Origin of the sequence: Anaerocolumna aminovalerica (assembly GCF_900115365.1) — a bacterium.
Classification (GTDB): Bacteria; Bacillota; Clostridia; order Lachnospirales; family Lachnospiraceae; genus Anaerocolumna; species Anaerocolumna aminovalerica.
In genome coordinates this window covers 83,878-103,450 of the sequence record NZ_FOWD01000012.1, presented here as the reverse complement: position 1 = coordinate 103,450, position 19,573 = coordinate 83,878, and the positions used below count along the sequence as shown (strand labels likewise).

The following is a 19,573-nucleotide window of genomic DNA, read 5'->3' as shown; positions in this document are numbered from 1 at the left end:
GGAGAAATTCACTATGAGTAGAATAAAGAAAATGCCTTGTGATAAAACAATAGACAGCAGTCTATGCTTATTGATGGAAGGGTATCCTTTTATACAAAACAGATGCAGAAAATATGAAACTGATATTTTCCAGACAAGATTATTCTGTAAAAAGGCTATATGTTTTACAGGAGAAGAAGCTGCAAAAATTTTTTATAATGAAAGTTTATTTAAAAGAAAAGGAGCTGCACCAAAAAGAGTACAAAAAACCTTATTTGGCCAACAAGGTGTTCAAGGTCTGGATGGCAAGATGCATCAAAATCGAAAACAAATGTTTCTTTCCATCATGACTCCGGAAAATTTAAAGACTCTCATACATTATACCAGATTTCAATGGGAATATAATAGTATCCGCTGGAATAACGGAAATATTGTTCTATTTGACGAAGTACAGATATTATTATGTCAGGTGGCCTGCAGATGGGCTGGTGTTCCTTTGGAATACTATGAAATAGAGCAAAGAGCCTTTGATCTTGGTAAAATGGTAGATGGATTCGGTGCAGTTGGACCCAGGTATTGGCAGGGATGCAGTGCCCGAAAAAGGTCAGAAAAATGGATAAGTGATATTATTATTCAGATTCGTACAGGTAAAATAAAGCCAAAAAAGAATTCCGCTGCTTATATCATAGCCTGGCATCGAAACCAGAATAGTAAATTATTAAATCCACAAGTTGCTGCAGTAGAATTATTGAATATAATAAGACCCATTGTTGCTATCGCTACTTATATTACCTTTGGTGCACTGGCAATGCTGAAACATCCTGAGTGCAGAAAAAAATTACAATTACGGAATCCTGATTATAATGAAATGTTTGTACAAGAAGTAAGACGTCTCTATCCTTTTACTCCATTCGTAGGGGCCTTAGTAAAAAAGGACTTTCTATGGAATGAATATTTGTTTCAGAAAGGCACCCTTGTCTTATTAGATATTTATGGGATGAACCATGATTCAAGAATATGGTTGAATCCTTACGAATTTAATCCGGAACGTTTTTCTGATTGGGAGGACAATCCTTATCTATTCATGCCTCAAGGTGGAGGAAATATGGAAGGACACAGATGCGCCGGTGAAATGGTTACTATAGAAGTTATGAAAGCAAGTCTTGATTTTATAGCGAATCACTTGTCCTATAAAGTACCGGCACAAAACTTAAAATACCGTTTATGCAGAATTCCTACTCTGCCTAAAAGCAGGTTTATTATAAGCCATGTTAAGAGAAAAGTAGATTAAAGAAAACGAATACCATTTTTAATACAAAATTATCAGCCTGAACTGGAAGAAGAATCCCACAAGGAGACTATTGGTATGGCCATTGTTTCTCATCTCCCGCTATTTTGACGTCTCTGGCCGTTTTGTTGGTTTAAGCCTGAAAGGTAAAACTACACAAAACCTGGTTTAATCGGATTCTTCCTCCATTTAATTGTTTTTAATTGTAGTATGCTCCCAATGAAATGATAAATCAGGTATCTTTGTGTTTTACAGGTGAGGTTTCTTTAAAAAAATGCATGACCAACGGCAATCATTCCATGCCGCATAATAAGTCTATAGGTTAGTTTATATAAAGTAAAAAAGCATTTCATAAGTCAATAAAAATTATCCTAATGCCTTTTTTATAAGTAATAATTCTAATAGTTATCAATTATTAAATTATGTACTTGTAAATTTTTTAAAATCATTATATAATACAATAAATATTGAAAACAGCAATGATAAAAGCTACGATTTATAAATTTCTTCAGAGAGCCGATGGTTGGTGTGAATCGGTGAAAGGTTTAAATCTTTCCACTTTTGGAGCTGTCAGTGATAAACTGAAGGCCGGTAACCTTTATCTTACTATTTGAGTGGCTGATGCTTATATTGATAGCAAAGATTTTAATATCTAATATCTTTATAATCAGCAATTTGGGTGGCAACGCGGATTCCTTTCGTCCCATATTTTTTGTAAATGGGTGAAGGAATTTTTTTATTGCCAAAATAAATTCCGATACCCAACCAAGTATAATTCAAATTACAGGAGGAAATCAAATGTTAGATTTAAAATTTGTCAGAGAAAATCCCGATATTGTAAAACAAAATATGAAGAACAAATTCCAGGATCATAAACTTCCATTAGTAGATGAAGTAATTGAACTGGATCAGGAAAGCAGACAGGTAAAGCAAGAAGCAGATAACTTAAGAGCGGAAAGAAATAAAATTTCTAAGCAAATCGGCGGCTTAATGGCTCAAGGCAAAAAAGATGAAGCAGAAGAAATGAAAAATCAAGTAACTGCTAAATCCGACCGTTTAGCTGAGTTGGAAACAAAAGAAACGGATTTGCAGGAAAAGATAACAAAAATCATGATGACCATTCCAAATATTATTGATCCAAGTGTTCCAATTGGTAAAGACGATAGTGAGAATGTAGAAATCAAACGCTATGGAGAACCGGTAGTTCCAGACTTTGAAGTTCCTTACCATGCTGATATTATGGAAAAATTCAATGGCATCGACTTAGAAAGTGCAAGAAAAGTTGCAGGAAACGGTTTCTATTATTTAATGGGAGATATTGCAAGACTTCATTCAGCAGTAATTTCTTATGCAAGAGATTTCATGATCGATCGTGGATTTACTTATTGTATACCGCCATTTATGATCCGCAGTGACGTTGTTACCGGTGTTATGAGCTTTGCAGAAATGGATGCCATGATGTATAAAATTGAGGGAGAAGATTTATATCTGATCGGAACCAGTGAACATTCCATGATTGGTAAATTCATTGATACCATAATTCCAGATACTTCTCTTCCACAAACTCTGACCAGCTACTCTCCTTGTTTTAGAAAAGAAAAAGGTGCCCATGGTATAGAAGAAAGAGGTGTATACCGTATCCACCAATTTGAAAAACAAGAAATGATCGTTGTATGTGATCCGGAAGACAGCATGATGTGGTTTGATAAGTTGTGGCAGAACACCGTAGACTTATTCCGCTCTTTAGACATTCCTGTAAGAACCCTGGAATGCTGCTCCGGTGACTTAGCAGACTTAAAAGTAAAATCTATTGACGTAGAAGCATGGTCTCCAAGGCAGCAAAAATACTTTGAAGTAGGAAGCTGTTCAAACTTAGGTGATGCACAGGCACGTAGATTAAAGATCCGCGTAGTTGGTGAAAAAGGTAAATACTTTGCTCATACCTTAAACAATACGGTAGTTGCACCTCCTAGAATGTTAATTGCATTTTTAGAAAATAATCTAAACCCGGATGGAACTATTAATATTCCGGTTGCACTACAGCCTTATATGGGTGGAAAAACTATAATAGAGTAAAATTAAATAAATATTTATTATAAACTAATAGATAGGGGAGTAATGTAAATACCATTATTACTAAATCAGGGATAAGGTACTTCATTACTATCCTATCTTCTTTTGTTATGTATCATTCAAAGAATGTTCATCATATTAAAGAATACAATATGGTTACATACTAATAATTATGAGTTAATTTATTCGAAACCGTCATATTTATCTGGATCCTATTTTAATAATAACTGTGTCAAATACGCAGTATACCCCTTTTCATTGTATTATAAAATACATTTCTAATTTCAGTATAGGGTATGCTGCTAAATGCTGTTCTATAGTAAAACAGCCTAGTTCGCCTTTTATATCTTATCTTGCATTATTTACGATTAACTGTTTATCATAGTTTTGTGTATATGTTTGCATTGTGACTTAGGCTCTGATTTAACGTTACGATGTTCTCTATAAGCTTGATATTGCATTGGTTATATTTATGTAATAATGAATATTTAAATTTTAAAAGAAGTAATTGCATATCATTACAAAATGTGTTAAATTTTACATTGCATATTCCATATATACATTAGCAAAGGAGTAATAAAAGTATGAAGATCAAATGGAAAATAGTTCTGGTTTTTGCTTCTTTAATCGTAGCTGCAATAACAGTTATTAATGTTTTATATTATTTTAATATCTCCAGGTTTATTGAAAATGAACACATTAATCAATTGTCCGGTTATTCTAAAACGGGCTACCAATTATTAGATAATAAATATCCAGGTGATTGGAAAGTAGAAGGAGAAAAACTTTATAAAGGTGATATTTTATTAAATGATAATTATGAATTTGTAGATGGTTTTGCAAAAGATGCTAATATTCAGGTAACTATTTTTCTTGGGGATACAAGAATAACCACTAGTATTAAAGATGCTCAGGCAAAAAGATTAGTTGGTACTCAAGCATCCGATATTGTAGTAAATAAAGTATTAACCCACAATGAAGATTATTTAGGAAAAGCCTCCATTGTTGGAAGGGAAGCACTGACCTACTATGTTCCAATACAAAACTCAGATGGAACAGCTATAGGTATGTGGTTTGTTGGAATATATTTAGATGATATTGGGGCTCAGATAATAAAGGTTGTTACAACTTCCATTATAGTTTCTGCGGTAATATTAATGGCAGGCTGCTTAATTACATATATAATTGGTAATACCATAGGCATAGGATTTAATAAAATCAGAACTGATCTTGAAGATTTTGAAAATGGTAAATTCAATCATTCCTTTAATATAAAATACATGAATAGAAAAGATGAGATTGGAGCAATTTCCAAATCCTATTCCAATATGCAGACTCATATAAAGAGTATTATTTTAAGTATTAAAGAAGAAATACTTAAAATAGAACGGTCTTCCGAAGAATCTTTGCTAAGTGTAAATGAGGTATATAATAATATTGAAAACATATCTGTTACAACAGAAGAATTATCGGCAGGCATGGAAGAAACCGCTGCATCCACTCAAGAAATGAATGCCTCGATACATAATATGGAGTCTGAAGTAGATGAAGTAGCAAGGAAAGCGGAACAAGGTGAAAATATAGTTAAAGAAATCAAAAAACGTGCAGAACAATTACAACAGGAAGCACAGGAATCTCACAAGAATACTATGGACATTTTTGAAAGTACCAGTGAAAATTTAAGAAATTCTATTAAAAAATCCAGTGCTATCGAAGAAATTAAAGCATTATCCCAATCTATATTACATATTACAAACCAAACAAATATGCTGGCATTAAATGCGTCAATAGAGTCAGCCAGAGCCGGTGAAGCAGGAAAAGGTTTTGCAGTTGTTGCACATGAAATTGGTAATCTTGCAGTTAACTCCAAAGAGGCAGCAACACAGATTGAAAACATTACAACTGAAGTATCGGAAGCAGTAAAAGCACTTGTAAAAGATGCTGCTACTCTCCTTGACTATGTTGAGCATACTGTTATTGAAGATTATGGCGTTCTGGTTCATACCGGTGAACAGTATTATACAGATGCCAATACTGTTAATGAAATGGTTACAGAAATTAAACGTATTTCCGATCAGCTCCAGACTTCCATTCATTATGTAAAACAAGCAATTCAGGAAGTAGCTGCAGCTTCAAACCAGGGAGCAGAAGGTGCTTCTGTTATTTCAGAAAAATCTACTTCTATCGTTACACAAACGGAAGAGGTAGTAAAGCAAACTCAAGCAAATAAAGAAAGTGTAGATGTACTAAACGAAATGGTTCAATTTTTTCAAATATAATCATATAGCCTGATTGATATAAAATGCCCCAAATGTGAGAAATCAAACTACATTTGGGGTATTTCATAGAAATTTGACTTCAGCTCCCACTTTTTAAATTAAGTTGACAGATAATCTTGTAAATGCTACCATATGAGTGGTTTTACCACTTATTTCTTGTTAACCTGGTGGATTAGATTATTTTCTTTGAAAGGGTGATTATAAAATGATACGTATTGGTATACTTGGTTCCGACAGCAGCCATGCTTTCGCATTTGCTACATTATGTAATATTCCGGATACTCATACCGGGCAATATAATTTTCCGGATGTTCGAATAACAGCGATCTACGGTCATGATAAAAAACAGACTGAAAAAACAGCCTTGGATTGTAAAATTGAAGAAATTGTCTCTTCCCCGGATGAATTAATAGGTAAAGTTGATGCAGTTATGATTTTATTCCGGGATGGAAACTTACATACTTCTTATGCAATACCCTTTATAAAAGCAGGAATACCGGTTTGGATTGATAAACCCTTAACTGTTACTTTAGAAGATTCAAAAATATTGTTAAAAGAAGCAGAAAAGCATAACTGTTTAATTACAGGAGGTTCTACCTGTAAATACAGTAAAGACGTATTGGAACTTAAGAATATCATAAATAACGGTTCTGTTGGAAATGTACTAGCCGGATATATTAACTTCCCCGGTGATATAAACAGCCCTTACAACGGAATATTCTTTTACGGACCACACATAGTGGAAATGCTTTTTACCATATTCGGATATAAGGTAAAATCCTTAACAACAATAAAACGTGACTCCAATATCCTTTGTGTAGCTGATTACGATACCTACAGTGTTGTATTAGATTTCACCAAGAATTTAGACCATAGTTTATGTGTTATTCATGGAGATAAAAAAAGCCATGTAGGAGAAATCAAAATAGATTCTTCCACCTACAAGGCCGGTTTAGATAAGTTTATAGAAATGCTTGATACAGGTATTATGCCCCTTTCCCCTGATAAATTAGCTGCTTCAACAAAGTTTCTTGCAGCAATTAATGAGTCCCTTGAAACTGAAAAAAAGGTTTGTTTAAATTTAGGGTATTAAAGAAAGTACGCTTTGCCCACGTAAGGCTAAGGAAGAACTTCGAGAATAGGGATATAGGTTTCTTGCTCCAAAGTCACAAGTAACCTATATCCCTATTCTCAAAGTTCCATTAAGTTTTTTAGGGCAAGCTGTTTATAAATAAATTTAAATTCAATCTACAAAATTTAATGTTTATACTTTAGACTATCTGCCATTTAATTATAGTATTTGTAATATACAATAGGTTGATTTCCTCCCTACATCCTGTAATTGGGCATGTTAATAGATACAAGTAATAATTTAGTTATTACATCTACCCCATCTTTGTTGATACTTTAATAGGGCAATCTATTCTATCCGTTTTATTATTAAAATCTTCTGCTTTCACTTTCTTCCCTCATGTGATTATGGCAGCAGTTTTTCTTTTTATGACTGCCAAACATCATAAATAGCATTCCTCCCATCATAATAGGGCATATAAACGGTGCAATAAAACCTAAAATTGTGGCTGCTACAGGGCTAAACCTTGCAATAAACGGTAACGACAATAGGATTAGGATAGGTAATCCGCAGCAGATTATCATGTGCAGCATGTGCTTTATTGGGCTATGTTTATGATTATCACAAGTTTCTTTTTCTAATTCTATGCTTTTTAACCCTTCCTCTTTGATATCTAATTTCTCTGGGTTTGTTTTTTTCATATCCATAAAAAATCCTCCATTCTATTTATGCTTATAATAAAATTATGGCATAAGATTATGTAGGTTTTATGGAGATATGTTTATAATCTTTCAGGTAAGCTAATGATAAAATTAGTTTCTTCGTTCTTTTTACTCTCACACTTGATTTGTCCACCGTGTTCTTCAATGATATATTTGCAGATGGATAGACCTAAACCTGAGCCTAGAATGCTCATATTTCTGGAACGTTCTCCTCTATAAAACTTATCAAAGACATAAGGAATATCCGTAATTCCAACCCCTTGCCCATTGTCCCAGATTTTGACCCTTAATTGTTTCTCCGTTTTACGTAAGAAACTTCAATCCCAATTCTTCCATTTTCAGCTTTTCCATACTTTATACTGTTATCTATGAGATTAGTCAATACCTGAGTAATTCTGTTTTCATCAAAACTTATTAGCAGATTTGGTGCTGTATTATTATAAAAGAATTCCATGTGATTATAATTCACTACTTCCTTCTGCTCCATTGCCACTTGAGTGATATAGCCATTAAAGTACTGTTCCTTCTTCGTAATGTGAGTTTATTCAGTTCTGCATTAAAATGTTCTAACAAGTCGCTAATCATTTTATTTAGTAATTCTGTTTTTAATACAATAATTTTAGCATATTAATGTACCTTCTCACTATCTTTTGCCATGCCGTCCCGAAGTCCTTCACGATATGCTTTAATGGTAGAGATAGGCGTTTTTAAGTCATGGGATATACAAGTAATCAGCTCCTTCTGACTCCTTTTTAATTCTTCTTCCCTATTACGTTTTTCTTTTAATTCATCCCGCATTAATTCAAAATTGTAAGAGAGTTTGTCTATATCATTATGCATTTTGCTTCTTGCACTTACAACCGGTACATTATAGTTTCCATCAGACAATTGCTTTCTTCTACCCTAATTGTTTTATTATACCCATTTCAATTTTATACACTTCATCACAAAGAACTTCTATATCTTCATTATTGTGGCTAGTAATAATAATTAGTTTTCCTTCATTTTTTAATTTCAGTAATAATTTTCTTATATCTTCTACTCCTTGAATATCGAGTCCATTCATAGGTTCATCTAGAATAATAATGTCTGGATTTTCCATTATTGCTTGTGCAATACCTAACCGTTGTTTCATGCCTAAAGAATATTTTCCAACAGGTTTTTTACTATGATAATCTAATCCCACCATTTCCATACACTTGTATATATCTTGTTTACTAGCTTTTCTTCTTATTGAAGCAAGGTATAATAAATTCTTATAACCAGATATTTCAGGTAGAAATCCAGGAGTGTCTATGATAAAACCTAAATTCTCAATGAAAGATATATCCTTTCCTATTAGTTTATCATTCAACCATATTTCTCCTTTACTAACAGACATAAAACCACATATACATTTTAACAATACTGTTTTTCCAGATCCGTTTCTTCCAACTAAACCATATATTCTAGAATCTATAAATTCCATATTTATATTTTTCAAAATAACTTGATCACCAATTGTTTTTTCGACATTATTCACTCGTATTTTAATATTATTCATATATCTTGTCCTTTCTATTTGCTACTATTAGCGTGGATATAATAAATAACATAATTCCAGTTAGGAAAAATATAAACGCATATTCAAGAGTAAGACCATACTTTAAGTTTCCCTTTGTAAACGTTGATAATTGAGCTAAAGTAACTGGAGAAATCAAATATGCACTTTCTACCCATGAGTTATAAATCATAATATCCAATAATATAAATACTCCTGCCACTATTACTCCCACTGCTCTTTTAGCAAATAAATTAAAAAGATATATCAAATATCCAAGCCATAGAAAGCACATCCACTCTAATATGAAACTATATAAAGTGGCTAAAAGAGGTTTATATGTACCAATTATAAAATCATTAATAATAAATTTTACTGAAAACTGCATCCCCGCATCCGTTTTTGCTAATGTTCCCCATATTTTCCCCCAATTAGATGATATACTAATTCTAGTTCCTAAACTAATTACGCTTACTAAAAACATAAATGAAGTATATAAAAATGTCATTGTAAATATATATAATAAATTTCCTATTTCCCATTCAACTTTTCTAGAACGTGCAACTATATATCTATATGTATCACTTCTAAATGGTGCATTACTAAGTAAAAATATAAGTCCAATCATAAAAACTGGTTGACATGTAAAATCATTTACTAAATGTGAAAATGCCCATGGTGTAACCTTTATATTCACCGCCTTTGAAAAATTTACAATTGGTTCAATATTAGAATATATAAATATTCCTACCATTAAAAATAATAATTTGGTTCGAACAGTTAATAACTCTCTTTTAAGTTGATAACAGAAAACTCGGATACTTTTGCAGATACTATCCATTTTTATAGCTCCTCTCAACTTTCTTGTAAAAAATTATTGAACATATAATTACTATGATTAAAATAGCAAATGTACAAAATAATAATGTCATCTTATCGGAACGATAAATACTTAACCCAGACAATAAATAATCTAGTCTCAAATTATAAGGAGTCTGGAATAAAACGTACACTCTCGACAAGAAAAATGATAATAAAAAAGGAGTAGCTATTACAATATAGCTATTTGTAATAAATACAGATACTGTTAAAGCAATTGTTGACCAAAGAATTCCAACTAAAAATGCTAAATAAAGTACAATGATAAAATATAAAAATCCATTACCCTTATTTAGATAATCAAAATACGGAAATCCCATTGCTTCCATATCACTATTAGTATTATACAAAGGTTTAAAAAATGAAGCTATGAAAACAAATAATCCCCCACCCAGAAAAACAGCTATACCACTAGATAATGAATTTACTATTATTTTTGATATTCCATATTTTATACAACCAATACGCCCAATTATCAGACTATCCATTTTAGACAGATGCTCTTTACAATAACTTGTTGCATATACGGCGGAGGCAAGCATTGGCATAAAGCATGATGAATATACTCCACCATATGAATAGGAATTAAACCAATAGTATCTAACATCAATTGTAGAATCTTTGGCAGCCCACAAAAATGGTATTTGATTCCATGTGTCCAAGCAAATACATAGAAATATTCCTAAAATAATAAATATTATTCTAATATTAATTACTTGTTTTATACTGCCCAGAATATAATTCAGTGTATAATACTTAGTTTCCATATGCTAAGTCTCCTCCTGTAACTGCATTAATTCGGTCAGCTTGATAAGTATAGAAAGTTACTCCCTCTTCATTTACACCATCCGTATATTGTCTCTGGTAACACCAATAAGGTGTTAGCTTTCCTGTACTATTACTCTCGTCATGTTCATTTGGAATAAATATATACTCCAACCATATTTTAGAGATATTACTTTCTGTACTTACAATAAGGTTTGCATACTTTTCTTTTAATTTCTCTATTCCTTTTTTGGCTGAAATAATTTCAATTTTATCAGCACTTTCAACTTTCCAGGCACCTTGTATATCTAAATACTCAAAACCTTTATCTGATAAAATGATACTTATATACGAACTTTGATAAGAAGCTCCAGCAAAAGACGATTGTATTAATGCTTCTTTTTTACCGAACATGGGAATGCTATTTTGAATAATATTATATTCCAGATAATAGAGCTTTTCCACCCCTGTCCAATCATCAACTATTTCTCTCATTCCACTTTTTACTTCTTCATCATAACCAGGACGCTGTGATAGGCTATTTTGCTCCTGAATTAAACTTTCAGCTGTAACTTCAATTGCAGTTACTAATTCAAGCCTTTCATTATCTCCTAATTCATAAGTTTCTTCAAATCTTTCCATATTATATTTAACTTGTTCATTTTGAATAAACTTTTGGAGCTCCTCATCTGTATAATTTTTATTATCAATTTCCCAATAGAATTTTGAACCTATTAAATATTCTATATTCTGCATTCGTGAGTCACTTTGAAAACGGAGTGAATTTGGCCATATTACAAGCTGCCCGCCATTTTCAGTTTCTATTATTGATTTTATGTAAGGATTAGGAAGATCTTCTAACGTCTTTTTTATACTGCTGTCATTTTCAAATAATAATTGAGAGAATTTTTCTATATCAAAGTCTTTTTCAACTAATTGATATTCAAAGTATTCATCACTATTTGGAGCAATTACATCTGCATCAATTTTCATATTTACATCAATTGTTTCCGTTATATGCTTATCATCATTTTTATTTGTTTGTACTGCTTTTTCACCATCATATGATTCATAAGTATTTGATTTAGTAAATTGATTTTCATCTTGTTTACTACAACCTACAAGTGTAATTAGTAGAACTATAAATATGATAACTATTTTAATTTCTCTCATATTTATTCTCTCCCTTTATTATAATAAATTTATAAAGGCATTCCCATCATAATAGATAAAAATGCCTTTTTAATCTCTTAGTTAAAATATATATTTACAAATCATGGTGCAAAACGGCCAGAAACTCTTAGCTGTGAAGTAGATGAACTTGTAGAATCTTTTTTTCCTTCTATTCTCATTTCATCATACTGTGATACTTTTGTAGCGTAATCAATACCATATGAACTAACATAATTTGAAAAAGTATGCCATCTATCTACATTATCATTATATCTTCTACGCATTGTACATGCAAAGACATTAGAGGATGACATTGTATTTTTAGTAGTAGTATTTTTATAATATTCATCAATTGTAATATACCATTTCTGCTCATTGTCTGATTTTTGATAGTAGGCAGCTTGAACTTGGGAAGAATCTTTACTATCAAATGTAAAGTAAAAATCATGATTAGCAGCAAAGATTATAGATGAACTAAACATTGTACAAAAACATAATGATAAAATGAGAATTTTTATCTTTTTCTTTAATTTCATAATTTTACCTCCTAATTGTTATTGATGTTTTGATATATTAAATATTTTACAATAAGTATGTAATATTTAATATTCGTTATCGGTTTTCTTTTTTCTTTAAATCATTAAAAGTTTTTAAAATTTCAGGTTCTTTGGGTTGAAACATGAGATACAGAGATGCCTGTCCACTAGATTTAATTGCTACTTTTCGCCCCACCTCTGTAATTCTTTTAACAATCCCCTTATTCATACTCATCCCTCCTTTCTTACTTTTTCTATTAATATTAACACTGTAATTAAAGATAATGTTAATATAACCATTAATGATATTGTTCGGGTATATGAAAATAACCCTAAAGACAAAAAGGACCAGATAATTCCTATTATTATTGATTTTTTATGATTAATTTGTTTTATTTCATTGGTTAGTGACTTACTTTTGTTTTCAATTGGTGCATATTTTAAAATTGTCAACATATAAAATAAAAGCATTAAAATCGCATGATGCAATTCGATTTTTTCAAAAATTAATTCTAATAATAGTAAGACAATTATGTATGAAAAAATGAATGATAAAATACACCCATGAAATGTTTTAGCATGATAACCACCACAATATTGCCTTGTTACGATAAAAACTATTAAAAAAATAATACTTTCTATTGGTCTATTTTAATATAATTCCAAGTATACTTATTATTAATATGCCTAATAAACTCATTAGAATAATTTGATATCCATATACATATATTGGTTTTTCTTCATTTTTAATAAATTCTTTTTTTACAAAAAAATTGACTATATAATTACTTAAAAAGTTTATCATTAGATTCACCTCTTAAGTTAATCTTAGTCTATTACATATATTTAATCAATAGTTCTGGCACAAAGTGCATTATTCAGGCATAAATAGCATTTTCAGCCACACATCTACATAAAAATAATTATTCTTCTCATAATATTTTATAATTCCATCATATTTGTTTACAATATCATAAATAGTCTTTAATCCAAAACCATGCATTGTTTTATCTTTTTTAGTAGTTATTAAATTAGGATTATATGAAAGAATTGATTTTTCAATCGTATTTTTCATAATAATATTTAGATAAGCTTTTTCATAAGTAACTATTAAAATAATTTCAGACTTTTTATTATTTAGGGCACAAGCTTCTATAGCATTATCAAAAAGATTAGCAAATAATATACTTAAATCTATATCATCAAATTCAATTCTATCTACAACTTCCCAATATGTATTTATACCTAATTTATTACATTTATTTATTTTAGCATTTATAATTGCATTTATTGTATTATTAGATGTAAAAACAAAAGATCTATCAAAGGTTAATTTCTCTTCTAATATATTTGAGAAATATGCTTCTGCTTCAGATATATTTTTTTCCTTTAATAAAGCCAAACCACATAAAATATAATTTTTAAAATCATGACGAATTTTTAACATTTCATTATATTGATTTTTCACTTCAATTATTTCATTTTTTTGATTTTCTAACTGTTTTAAAAGCAAAGTATACTTTAATTTTCTTTCATTATTTTTACTTATAAAATATAAAAAATAAAATGATAATAAATTTATTATAATTAATCCTATAACTGTGATATTTAAGTATATACTATCATAACTTCCTGAAACAATATGTATTTCTAAAACAGATAATCCAATTAATAAAGTTATAAAAAATATTAATAAAATTACTTTACCTTCTTTTAAAGTTATAGGATATAATAACTTTTTTTGTAATGTTAATAAAAAACTTGTAATTATAAAATATATTAATTTTGAAGTCAATATAGCAAAAAGCCATACCTCATGTTCCTTAGATATCTCTTTTATATTTAAATTTAAAAAAGTACTTAGAATAGTCATTAGAAAAATGTTAATAACTAATATTAAAAGATTACTAATGATAGATACTAATATTTTTTTATATATAAATCCTTTTAAAAATAGTAAACTAAAAATAAAACACAGAATAATTTGTATAATTCCTCTACTACTTTCTTTATGAAAAATAATACTACCATATTCTATATCAATAAATAGTAAAAATGTAAGGGCTGTATAAAGCAACCATTTCTTTTTAGAATCTCGGGGTTCCAATGATTTAATTACAAAATTAGTAATAATAAAGCTCTCTAATAAAGATATTAATACTCCAATATTAATTACTCTCATATCAATTAAGACTCCTTATATATTGTACCAATTTATCTTTAACATACTTATTTCTATTTCTACTTAATGGAAGTATAGATTTATCATTTAAAACAACTTCAGAATTATTTATTGAGTATATATATCTATAAGAAACTAAAAAACTTTTATGTATTCTTATAAATCCCCATTTTGAAAACTCTTTTTCAAATTTTTTCAAAGTACCTCTTACCTTAAATATCATTTCTTTATAATGAATATATATATAATGTTTAAAAACTTCCATATATTCTATATCTTCAATTTTACATATAACTTCTCCGTCAATAGTTGAAAATGAATAATAATTTTTAGAATTATCTAAAATATTCTGAAAGGCTTCTAAAGCCTCTAAAAGTTCAATATCTAAATATGATTTACGAATAAACCGTAATGGTTTATACTTTATAGATTCAAATACATATTCTGTATAACTAGTTAAAAAAATAATTTCTACATTAATGTTATTTTTACGTATTTTTTCTACAACTTTAATTCCTGATAATTCAGGCATTTCAATATCTAAAAAAATAAGAGAAAATTCATAATGCATACATGCAATTAATAATTCTTTTCCACTACTATACTCTTTAACCTCAATATCTAAATTCTGTAAAGAAAAAAAGTTATCGATTTTAGTCCTTATAATTTTTAAATAAGTATTGTCATCATCACAAATTGCTAATCGAATAGCTGACAAATTAATCACTCCTAAAACATCCTTTTATTCCAATTAATTCTATACTTTTATAAAATTATAACACACATTACCAAATATTAGTATATAGAGTTCAGTGCTATGACAAGAAATTACAATATAATATTTAATCTCTTTTATCCACAATACTTAATATAGCGGTATCTTCGGCTGATTCGTAGTAATTAAAACTCTATAATTAAAATATATTTTTGTGTAATTTGCATAAATTTTAACCCTGTTTTTCGTTATTATTTTGTTGACTTCTATTAAATTTAGGACTACACTCTTATCGAAATAAAGCAATAAAAAATTCAAAATAAGGATCGTGGTACATATGGATAATATTCCTGTGGATGAGTCTTCCCATCCTCTGCGTGTAGGGTTAACCTACAATCTTAAGAAGAATGCAGCATTAAATGTTGCAGAAAATGAAGCCCCGGACATGGAGGCTGAATATGATAGTATGGAAACTGTTTTAGCTATTAAAAATGCCTTAGAAGGCGGTAATTGTCAGGTTGAACTTTTAGAAGCTTCGGAAGAGCTGCCTCTTAAATTGATGAAACATGACATAGACATAATTTTTAATATTGCTGAAGGCATTCAAGGGAGAGGGCGGGAAGCAGAAATTCCTGCCATTATGAATTTTTACAAAATTCCCTATACCGGGTCAGATGAGACTACCTTATGCCTTGCACTGGATAAGGCACTGACAAAGCGTGTTCTTGCAACTTATCATATAAGGACACCAAGGTACTTTGTCATATCAAAAGATCAGACAAAGTTCAGTGAAAGCTTTACTTTTCCTGCTATTGTTAAACCTAACGCAGAAGGTTCCAGTAAAGGTATTTCTGAGGTTGCAATCGTTTCCAACCCAAGTGAATTAAAAAGCTTAGTATCGAAAAATATAAGCCTTTATCATCAGGATATGTTGGTAGAGGAATATATAGGCGGAAGAGAGTTCACCGTAGGTATCCTTGGTAATGGAAGTGAATTGCGAGTATTTCCTCCTATGGAGATTATATATTTGGATCAGCAGAACCCTTTTAATATCTATAGTTATAATGTAAAACAGAATTATAAAGAACTGATTCGCTACGAATGTCCTGCTGTAATCAGCAAAGAAATAGAAACAGAGATGGTACAAACCGCCAAAAAAATATATGAAATTCTTCAATGCAAGGATTTTGCCCGTATTGACTTTCGTCTTTCCCGGAATGGAAATTCCCATAGGGAAAATTCTCATTCTGAGAAAATATATTTTATAGAAATTAATCCATTACCGGGGCTGGCTCCAGGTTATAGTGATTTCCCAATGATAGCAGAATTTAATGGTATGAATTATGATACCTTGGTTCGCAGCATATTAAACAGCGCCCTTAAAAGATACGGTTTTCATTTTTATTTATCATAGGAGGAATTTATAATGACTGGAAAAATAGATGGATTAAATGATTCGGAACCTTATCCCCAACAGTGGTATGACTGGAAATGGCAGTTCCGCAATAGAATAACTACAATTGAAGAACTTGAGAAAATCATTCATTTAAGTGAAAAAGATAAGGAGGATATGGGTAATTGTTTAAAATATTTTCGGATGGCAATTACTCCCTATTATGCCTCTTTAATGGATCCCAATGATCCTTTGTGTCCTATCCGCATGCAGGCTGTTCCTACCATTAATGAAACTCAGGTAGGACCCTATGAGTTGGCAGACCCTCTTGATGAAGAACGGGATAGTCCCGTAAAGAATATTGTACACCGGTATCCTGACCGTGTTCTTTTTCTGGTTACACATATGTGCTCCATGTATTGCAGACACTGTACAAGAAGAAGATCCGTAGGGGAAGAAGATTTTGTAATCAGTGATGCAGAGGTAGATGCTGCAATAGACTACATTACAAAGAATTCCAGTATACGGGATGTTCTTTTATCCGGGGGAGACCCTCTAACTATGAGTGATGCAAGATTGGAGAAAATAATTGCAAAACTTAGAAATATTGAACACGTAGAAATTATCCGAATCGGAACCAGAGTTCCGGTTGTTATGCCAATGCGGATTACTCCTGAGCTTTTAGCAATGCTTAAGAAGTATCATCCCATATGGATTAATACCCATTTTAACCACCCAAAAGAACTTACCCCAGATGCTATAAAAGCATGCACAGATATAGTGGATGCAGGAATTCCATTGGGTAACCAAAGTGTATTGCTGAAAAATATCAATGATAATACAGAAACTATGAAAGAATTATTACTGAAACTGGTAAAAGCGCGAATCAGGCCTTACTACCTCTATCAATGTGACATGAGTCAGGGACTTAGCCACTTTAGAACCAGAGTGGAAACCGGCATTGAAATTATCCAAAATCTAACCGGTACCATATCCGGATATGCAGTACCTAAGTTTGTAATTGATGCACCTCATGGAGGGGGAAAGGTTCCTATGAATCCGGAATATATTATTTCCATGGATGATAATGAAGTCATTATGCGAAATTATGCAGGTCAGATTTATAAGTATCCTCAGCCAATACTATAATTGCAGAATAGAATCAATTATAATTATACAAAATGAAAAGTTTATCTAATTTTAAATAACAACTTTAAACTGAGAGACGGGCATCACATCTGCTAGATCCCGCCTCTTAGCTTTTAAATGATATTTTATAATGGGACATGTTTTACTGCTTTGCATAATAGGCAAGATTATTTGCGGCATATTTTCCCGTTTGCAATGCACCCTGAATCCAACCATGTTTATTGGATATATGTTCTCCGGCAAAGAAAACTTTATTATTATATTCAGGTAATGTCATTACATAAGAAAAACGTTGATTTTGCCCCGGCAGAGCATATGCAAAAGCTCCCCGAAAGTTTGGTTCATTGTCCCAAATCACTGTTTTATTCCGCTCTACAATAGGATCTAAGAATCCACTGGGTACCCCATGTACTTCTTCTACCTCTCTTTTAACGAATTCTACTCTATCATATTCCTCCTGATTACCAACCCTGGTTGCATTTTGATTATAAGAGTAGGAGGCTACAAGTACACCAGGTTCATCCGGTGAACATGTACTCTCTCCCTGACAAAAGTTGTGATCAGAGGGATACACAATGGATTGAATCGGAAGATCGGTATATGATATTCCACCGACAATATTACCATAATATGTATTGGCTTCCCAAAAACGTTGATTGCAAAGAAAAATAGTCTTTTGAGCGTTGACATAATTAAATTCTAAGATGGACTGCATTTTGGGGTTACTAAAGTATGGCTTAATTTCAAGTGTTCTTAATAAGGAAAAAGGTATTGTACATACTACAAAGTCAAATACATCCATCATGTTTTGCCTGTCCTGCTGTGTCCTGTATTTTAAATAGACCCTGTTATCATTTACATCCTGATAAATTCCCTCAACAAAATGACCGGTCCTATAATCAATGCTTCCCAGAGAATCATTCGGTATGTTGTAATAAAGAGAAGGTTCTGGTGTTGTAAAGGTCTTATAAAAAGCAAGTGGAAGATTGACCATTCCTTCTGTAATACGATACAAATTTCTATTATCTAAAGTATATTCTTCTTTGATAGATTCATCATAACCCGTTTCTAAAATAGAACCTGTTGAAGGATTTACACCGGATATCAAACTAATAGCTTCCTGTGACAAGCCTAATGACTCTAATGCTTCTCTTATACTTATATTCAGGATACCTAATATTTCTTCTGAATAAGTTGGCTGAATAGTAAACATTTCCGCTCTTTGCTCAGGAGTTAATTGATTCAGAATATAAGTAGAGACATACCGATTCAGTTCAGGCCAAGGTGTATTTTTCTCCCATTGTTCTAAATTGTATTTTGGATATAATAAATCCGTCACTGAGTCCGTCACTCTTAATCTGGTATTATGAACGTATAAAAAGTTGTTTCGAATGGGAGAAGATAAGGAAACCGTATCCAAATTCAATTGGTTAATATAATGCCAGGTTGTTTCATGGGATACTGGAATTCTCATGGCCCCAAATTCACCATAATACTTCTTATCCGGATCAAAATAGTAAGTATAAATTCTGCCGCCGATTCTGTCCTCAGAAGCTTCGAATACAGTAATATCTGCACCAGTTTTTCTAAGTTCATAGGCTGCTGCCATACCAGCTAAGCCGCCTCCAATAATACCTACTTTTACGCCTTTTAATTCCCCCGGTGCAGCATAATCCGTGATATCCGGGGGCGGACTTAATAAACTTATAATATTATCGTAATCTTCTGCTCTTCCTTCACGGGTCAGGTTGTCTCTCAGCATTTCATGCCTTTGCTCATTGGTTGGATTTACTATTGGATTTAAAGGGATACTCATGTTTAATACCTT

General features: G+C 31.2%; 21 protein-coding genes and 1 other annotated feature. Of the genes, 6 read left to right on the top strand and 15 right to left on the bottom strand.

Going from position 1 to position 19,573, the window contains the following annotated elements; all coding sequences use genetic code 11:
- Positions 1-13 precede the first annotated feature (13 nt).
- From BM183_RS08815 to BM183_RS08800, 4 genes are all read left to right on the top strand, one after another.
- Positions 14-1,270 carry a CYP152 family fatty-acid peroxygenase CypC gene (locus BM183_RS08815; RefSeq protein WP_091686197.1) on the top strand — a complete coding sequence of 419 codons (1,257 nt, stop codon included), beginning with the start codon at positions 14-16 and terminating at the stop codon, positions 1,268-1,270.
- Between the two features lie 467 nt (positions 1,271-1,737).
- Positions 1,738-1,976: a binding site (T-box leader), on the top strand.
- A gap of 89 nt (positions 1,977-2,065) precedes the next feature.
- The gene (gene serS, locus BM183_RS08810) at positions 2,066-3,343 is read left to right on the top strand and encodes a serine--tRNA ligase (RefSeq protein WP_091686195.1); all 1,278 of its coding nucleotides are present in this window, start codon (positions 2,066-2,068) and stop codon (positions 3,341-3,343) included.
- Between the two features lie 581 nt (positions 3,344-3,924).
- Positions 3,925-5,619 (top strand): methyl-accepting chemotaxis protein, encoded by a 1,695-nt coding sequence (locus tag BM183_RS08805; RefSeq protein ID WP_091686194.1) that lies wholly within the window; start codon positions 3,925-3,927, stop codon positions 5,617-5,619.
- A 205-nt stretch (positions 5,620-5,824) separates the two neighbouring features.
- Positions 5,825-6,712 carry a Gfo/Idh/MocA family protein gene (locus BM183_RS08800; RefSeq protein WP_091686192.1) on the top strand — a complete coding sequence of 296 codons (888 nt, stop codon included), beginning with the start codon at positions 5,825-5,827 and terminating at the stop codon, positions 6,710-6,712.
- Between the two features lie 347 nt (positions 6,713-7,059).
- Here BM183_RS08800 and BM183_RS08795 read toward each other — a convergent pair whose 3' ends face one another.
- The 14 genes from BM183_RS08795 to BM183_RS08735 form a co-directional block, all read right to left on the bottom strand.
- Positions 7,060-7,398: a hypothetical protein gene (locus BM183_RS08795; protein WP_242960935.1), complete on the bottom strand. Its 339-nt coding sequence runs from the start codon at positions 7,396-7,398 to the stop codon at positions 7,060-7,062.
- 74 nt (positions 7,399-7,472) lie between these two features.
- On the bottom strand, positions 7,473-7,655 hold the full coding sequence (locus BM183_RS08790; RefSeq protein ID WP_242960942.1) for an ATP-binding protein: 183 nt from the start codon (positions 7,653-7,655) through the stop codon (positions 7,473-7,475).
- A gap of 44 nt (positions 7,656-7,699) precedes the next feature.
- On the bottom strand, positions 7,700-7,882 hold the full coding sequence (locus BM183_RS08785; RefSeq protein ID WP_139221501.1) for an ATP-binding protein: 183 nt from the start codon (positions 7,880-7,882) through the stop codon (positions 7,700-7,702).
- A 158-nt stretch (positions 7,883-8,040) separates the two neighbouring features.
- On the bottom strand, positions 8,041-8,301 hold the full coding sequence (locus tag BM183_RS08780; RefSeq protein WP_091686188.1) for a histidine kinase dimerization/phospho-acceptor domain-containing protein: 261 nt from the start codon (positions 8,299-8,301) through the stop codon (positions 8,041-8,043).
- Between the two features lie 10 nt (positions 8,302-8,311).
- A complete protein-coding gene (locus BM183_RS08775) occupies positions 8,312-8,956 on the bottom strand; it encodes an ABC transporter ATP-binding protein (protein WP_091686186.1) in 645 nt (214 codons plus the stop codon).
- The gene (locus BM183_RS08770; RefSeq protein ID WP_091686184.1) at positions 8,949-9,794 is read right to left on the bottom strand and encodes a hypothetical protein; all 846 of its coding nucleotides are present in this window, start codon (positions 9,792-9,794) and stop codon (positions 8,949-8,951) included. Before BM183_RS08770 ends, BM183_RS08775 begins: the two co-directional genes overlap by 8 nt.
- Entirely contained in the window at positions 9,787-10,599 is an 813-nt protein-coding gene (locus BM183_RS08765) for a hypothetical protein (RefSeq protein ID WP_091686183.1), read from the bottom strand. Before BM183_RS08765 ends, BM183_RS08770 begins: the two co-directional genes overlap by 8 nt.
- Entirely contained in the window at positions 10,589-11,770 is a 1,182-nt protein-coding gene (locus BM183_RS08760; protein ID WP_091686181.1) for a hypothetical protein, read from the bottom strand. The genes BM183_RS08765 and BM183_RS08760 overlap by 11 nt, the downstream gene beginning before the upstream one ends.
- A gap of 101 nt (positions 11,771-11,871) precedes the next feature.
- Positions 11,872-12,306, bottom strand: a complete 435-nt coding sequence (locus tag BM183_RS08755; RefSeq protein ID WP_091686180.1) for a hypothetical protein — start codon at positions 12,304-12,306, stop codon at positions 11,872-11,874.
- A 76-nt stretch (positions 12,307-12,382) separates the two neighbouring features.
- On the bottom strand, positions 12,383-12,535 hold the full coding sequence (locus tag BM183_RS20500; protein ID WP_170847938.1) for a cyclic lactone autoinducer peptide: 153 nt from the start codon (positions 12,533-12,535) through the stop codon (positions 12,383-12,385).
- A gap of 2 nt (positions 12,536-12,537) precedes the next feature.
- A complete protein-coding gene (locus tag BM183_RS21660) occupies positions 12,538-12,936 on the bottom strand; it encodes an accessory gene regulator B family protein (protein ID WP_465220873.1) in 399 nt (132 codons plus the stop codon).
- Between the two features lie 16 nt (positions 12,937-12,952).
- Complete coding sequence (locus tag BM183_RS21655) at positions 12,953-13,111, bottom strand: accessory gene regulator B family protein (protein WP_091686176.1); 159 nt, start codon at positions 13,109-13,111, stop codon at positions 12,953-12,955.
- 69 nt (positions 13,112-13,180) lie between these two features.
- Positions 13,181-14,488 carry a sensor histidine kinase gene (locus BM183_RS08740; protein ID WP_091686174.1) on the bottom strand — a complete coding sequence of 436 codons (1,308 nt, stop codon included), beginning with the start codon at positions 14,486-14,488 and terminating at the stop codon, positions 13,181-13,183.
- Position 14,489: 1 nt separating this feature from the next.
- Positions 14,490-15,206 (bottom strand): LytR/AlgR family response regulator transcription factor, encoded by a 717-nt coding sequence (locus BM183_RS08735; protein ID WP_170847937.1) that lies wholly within the window; start codon positions 15,204-15,206, stop codon positions 14,490-14,492.
- 334 nt (positions 15,207-15,540) lie between these two features.
- On the opposite strand from BM183_RS08735, the gene BM183_RS08730 reads away from it, so the two are divergent.
- Positions 15,541-16,617, top strand: a complete 1,077-nt coding sequence (locus BM183_RS08730) for a D-alanine--D-alanine ligase family protein (protein WP_091686171.1) — start codon at positions 15,541-15,543, stop codon at positions 16,615-16,617.
- Between the two features lie 12 nt (positions 16,618-16,629).
- Positions 16,630-17,745 (top strand): lysine 2,3-aminomutase, encoded by a 1,116-nt coding sequence (kamA, locus tag BM183_RS08725; protein ID WP_091686169.1) that lies wholly within the window; start codon positions 16,630-16,632, stop codon positions 17,743-17,745.
- A 142-nt stretch (positions 17,746-17,887) separates the two neighbouring features.
- Here the strand turns inward: kamA and BM183_RS08720 are convergent, their stop codons facing one another.
- The gene (locus tag BM183_RS08720) at positions 17,888-19,561 is read right to left on the bottom strand and encodes a flavin monoamine oxidase family protein (protein WP_091686168.1); all 1,674 of its coding nucleotides are present in this window, start codon (positions 19,559-19,561) and stop codon (positions 17,888-17,890) included.
- Positions 19,562-19,573 lie beyond the last annotated feature (12 nt).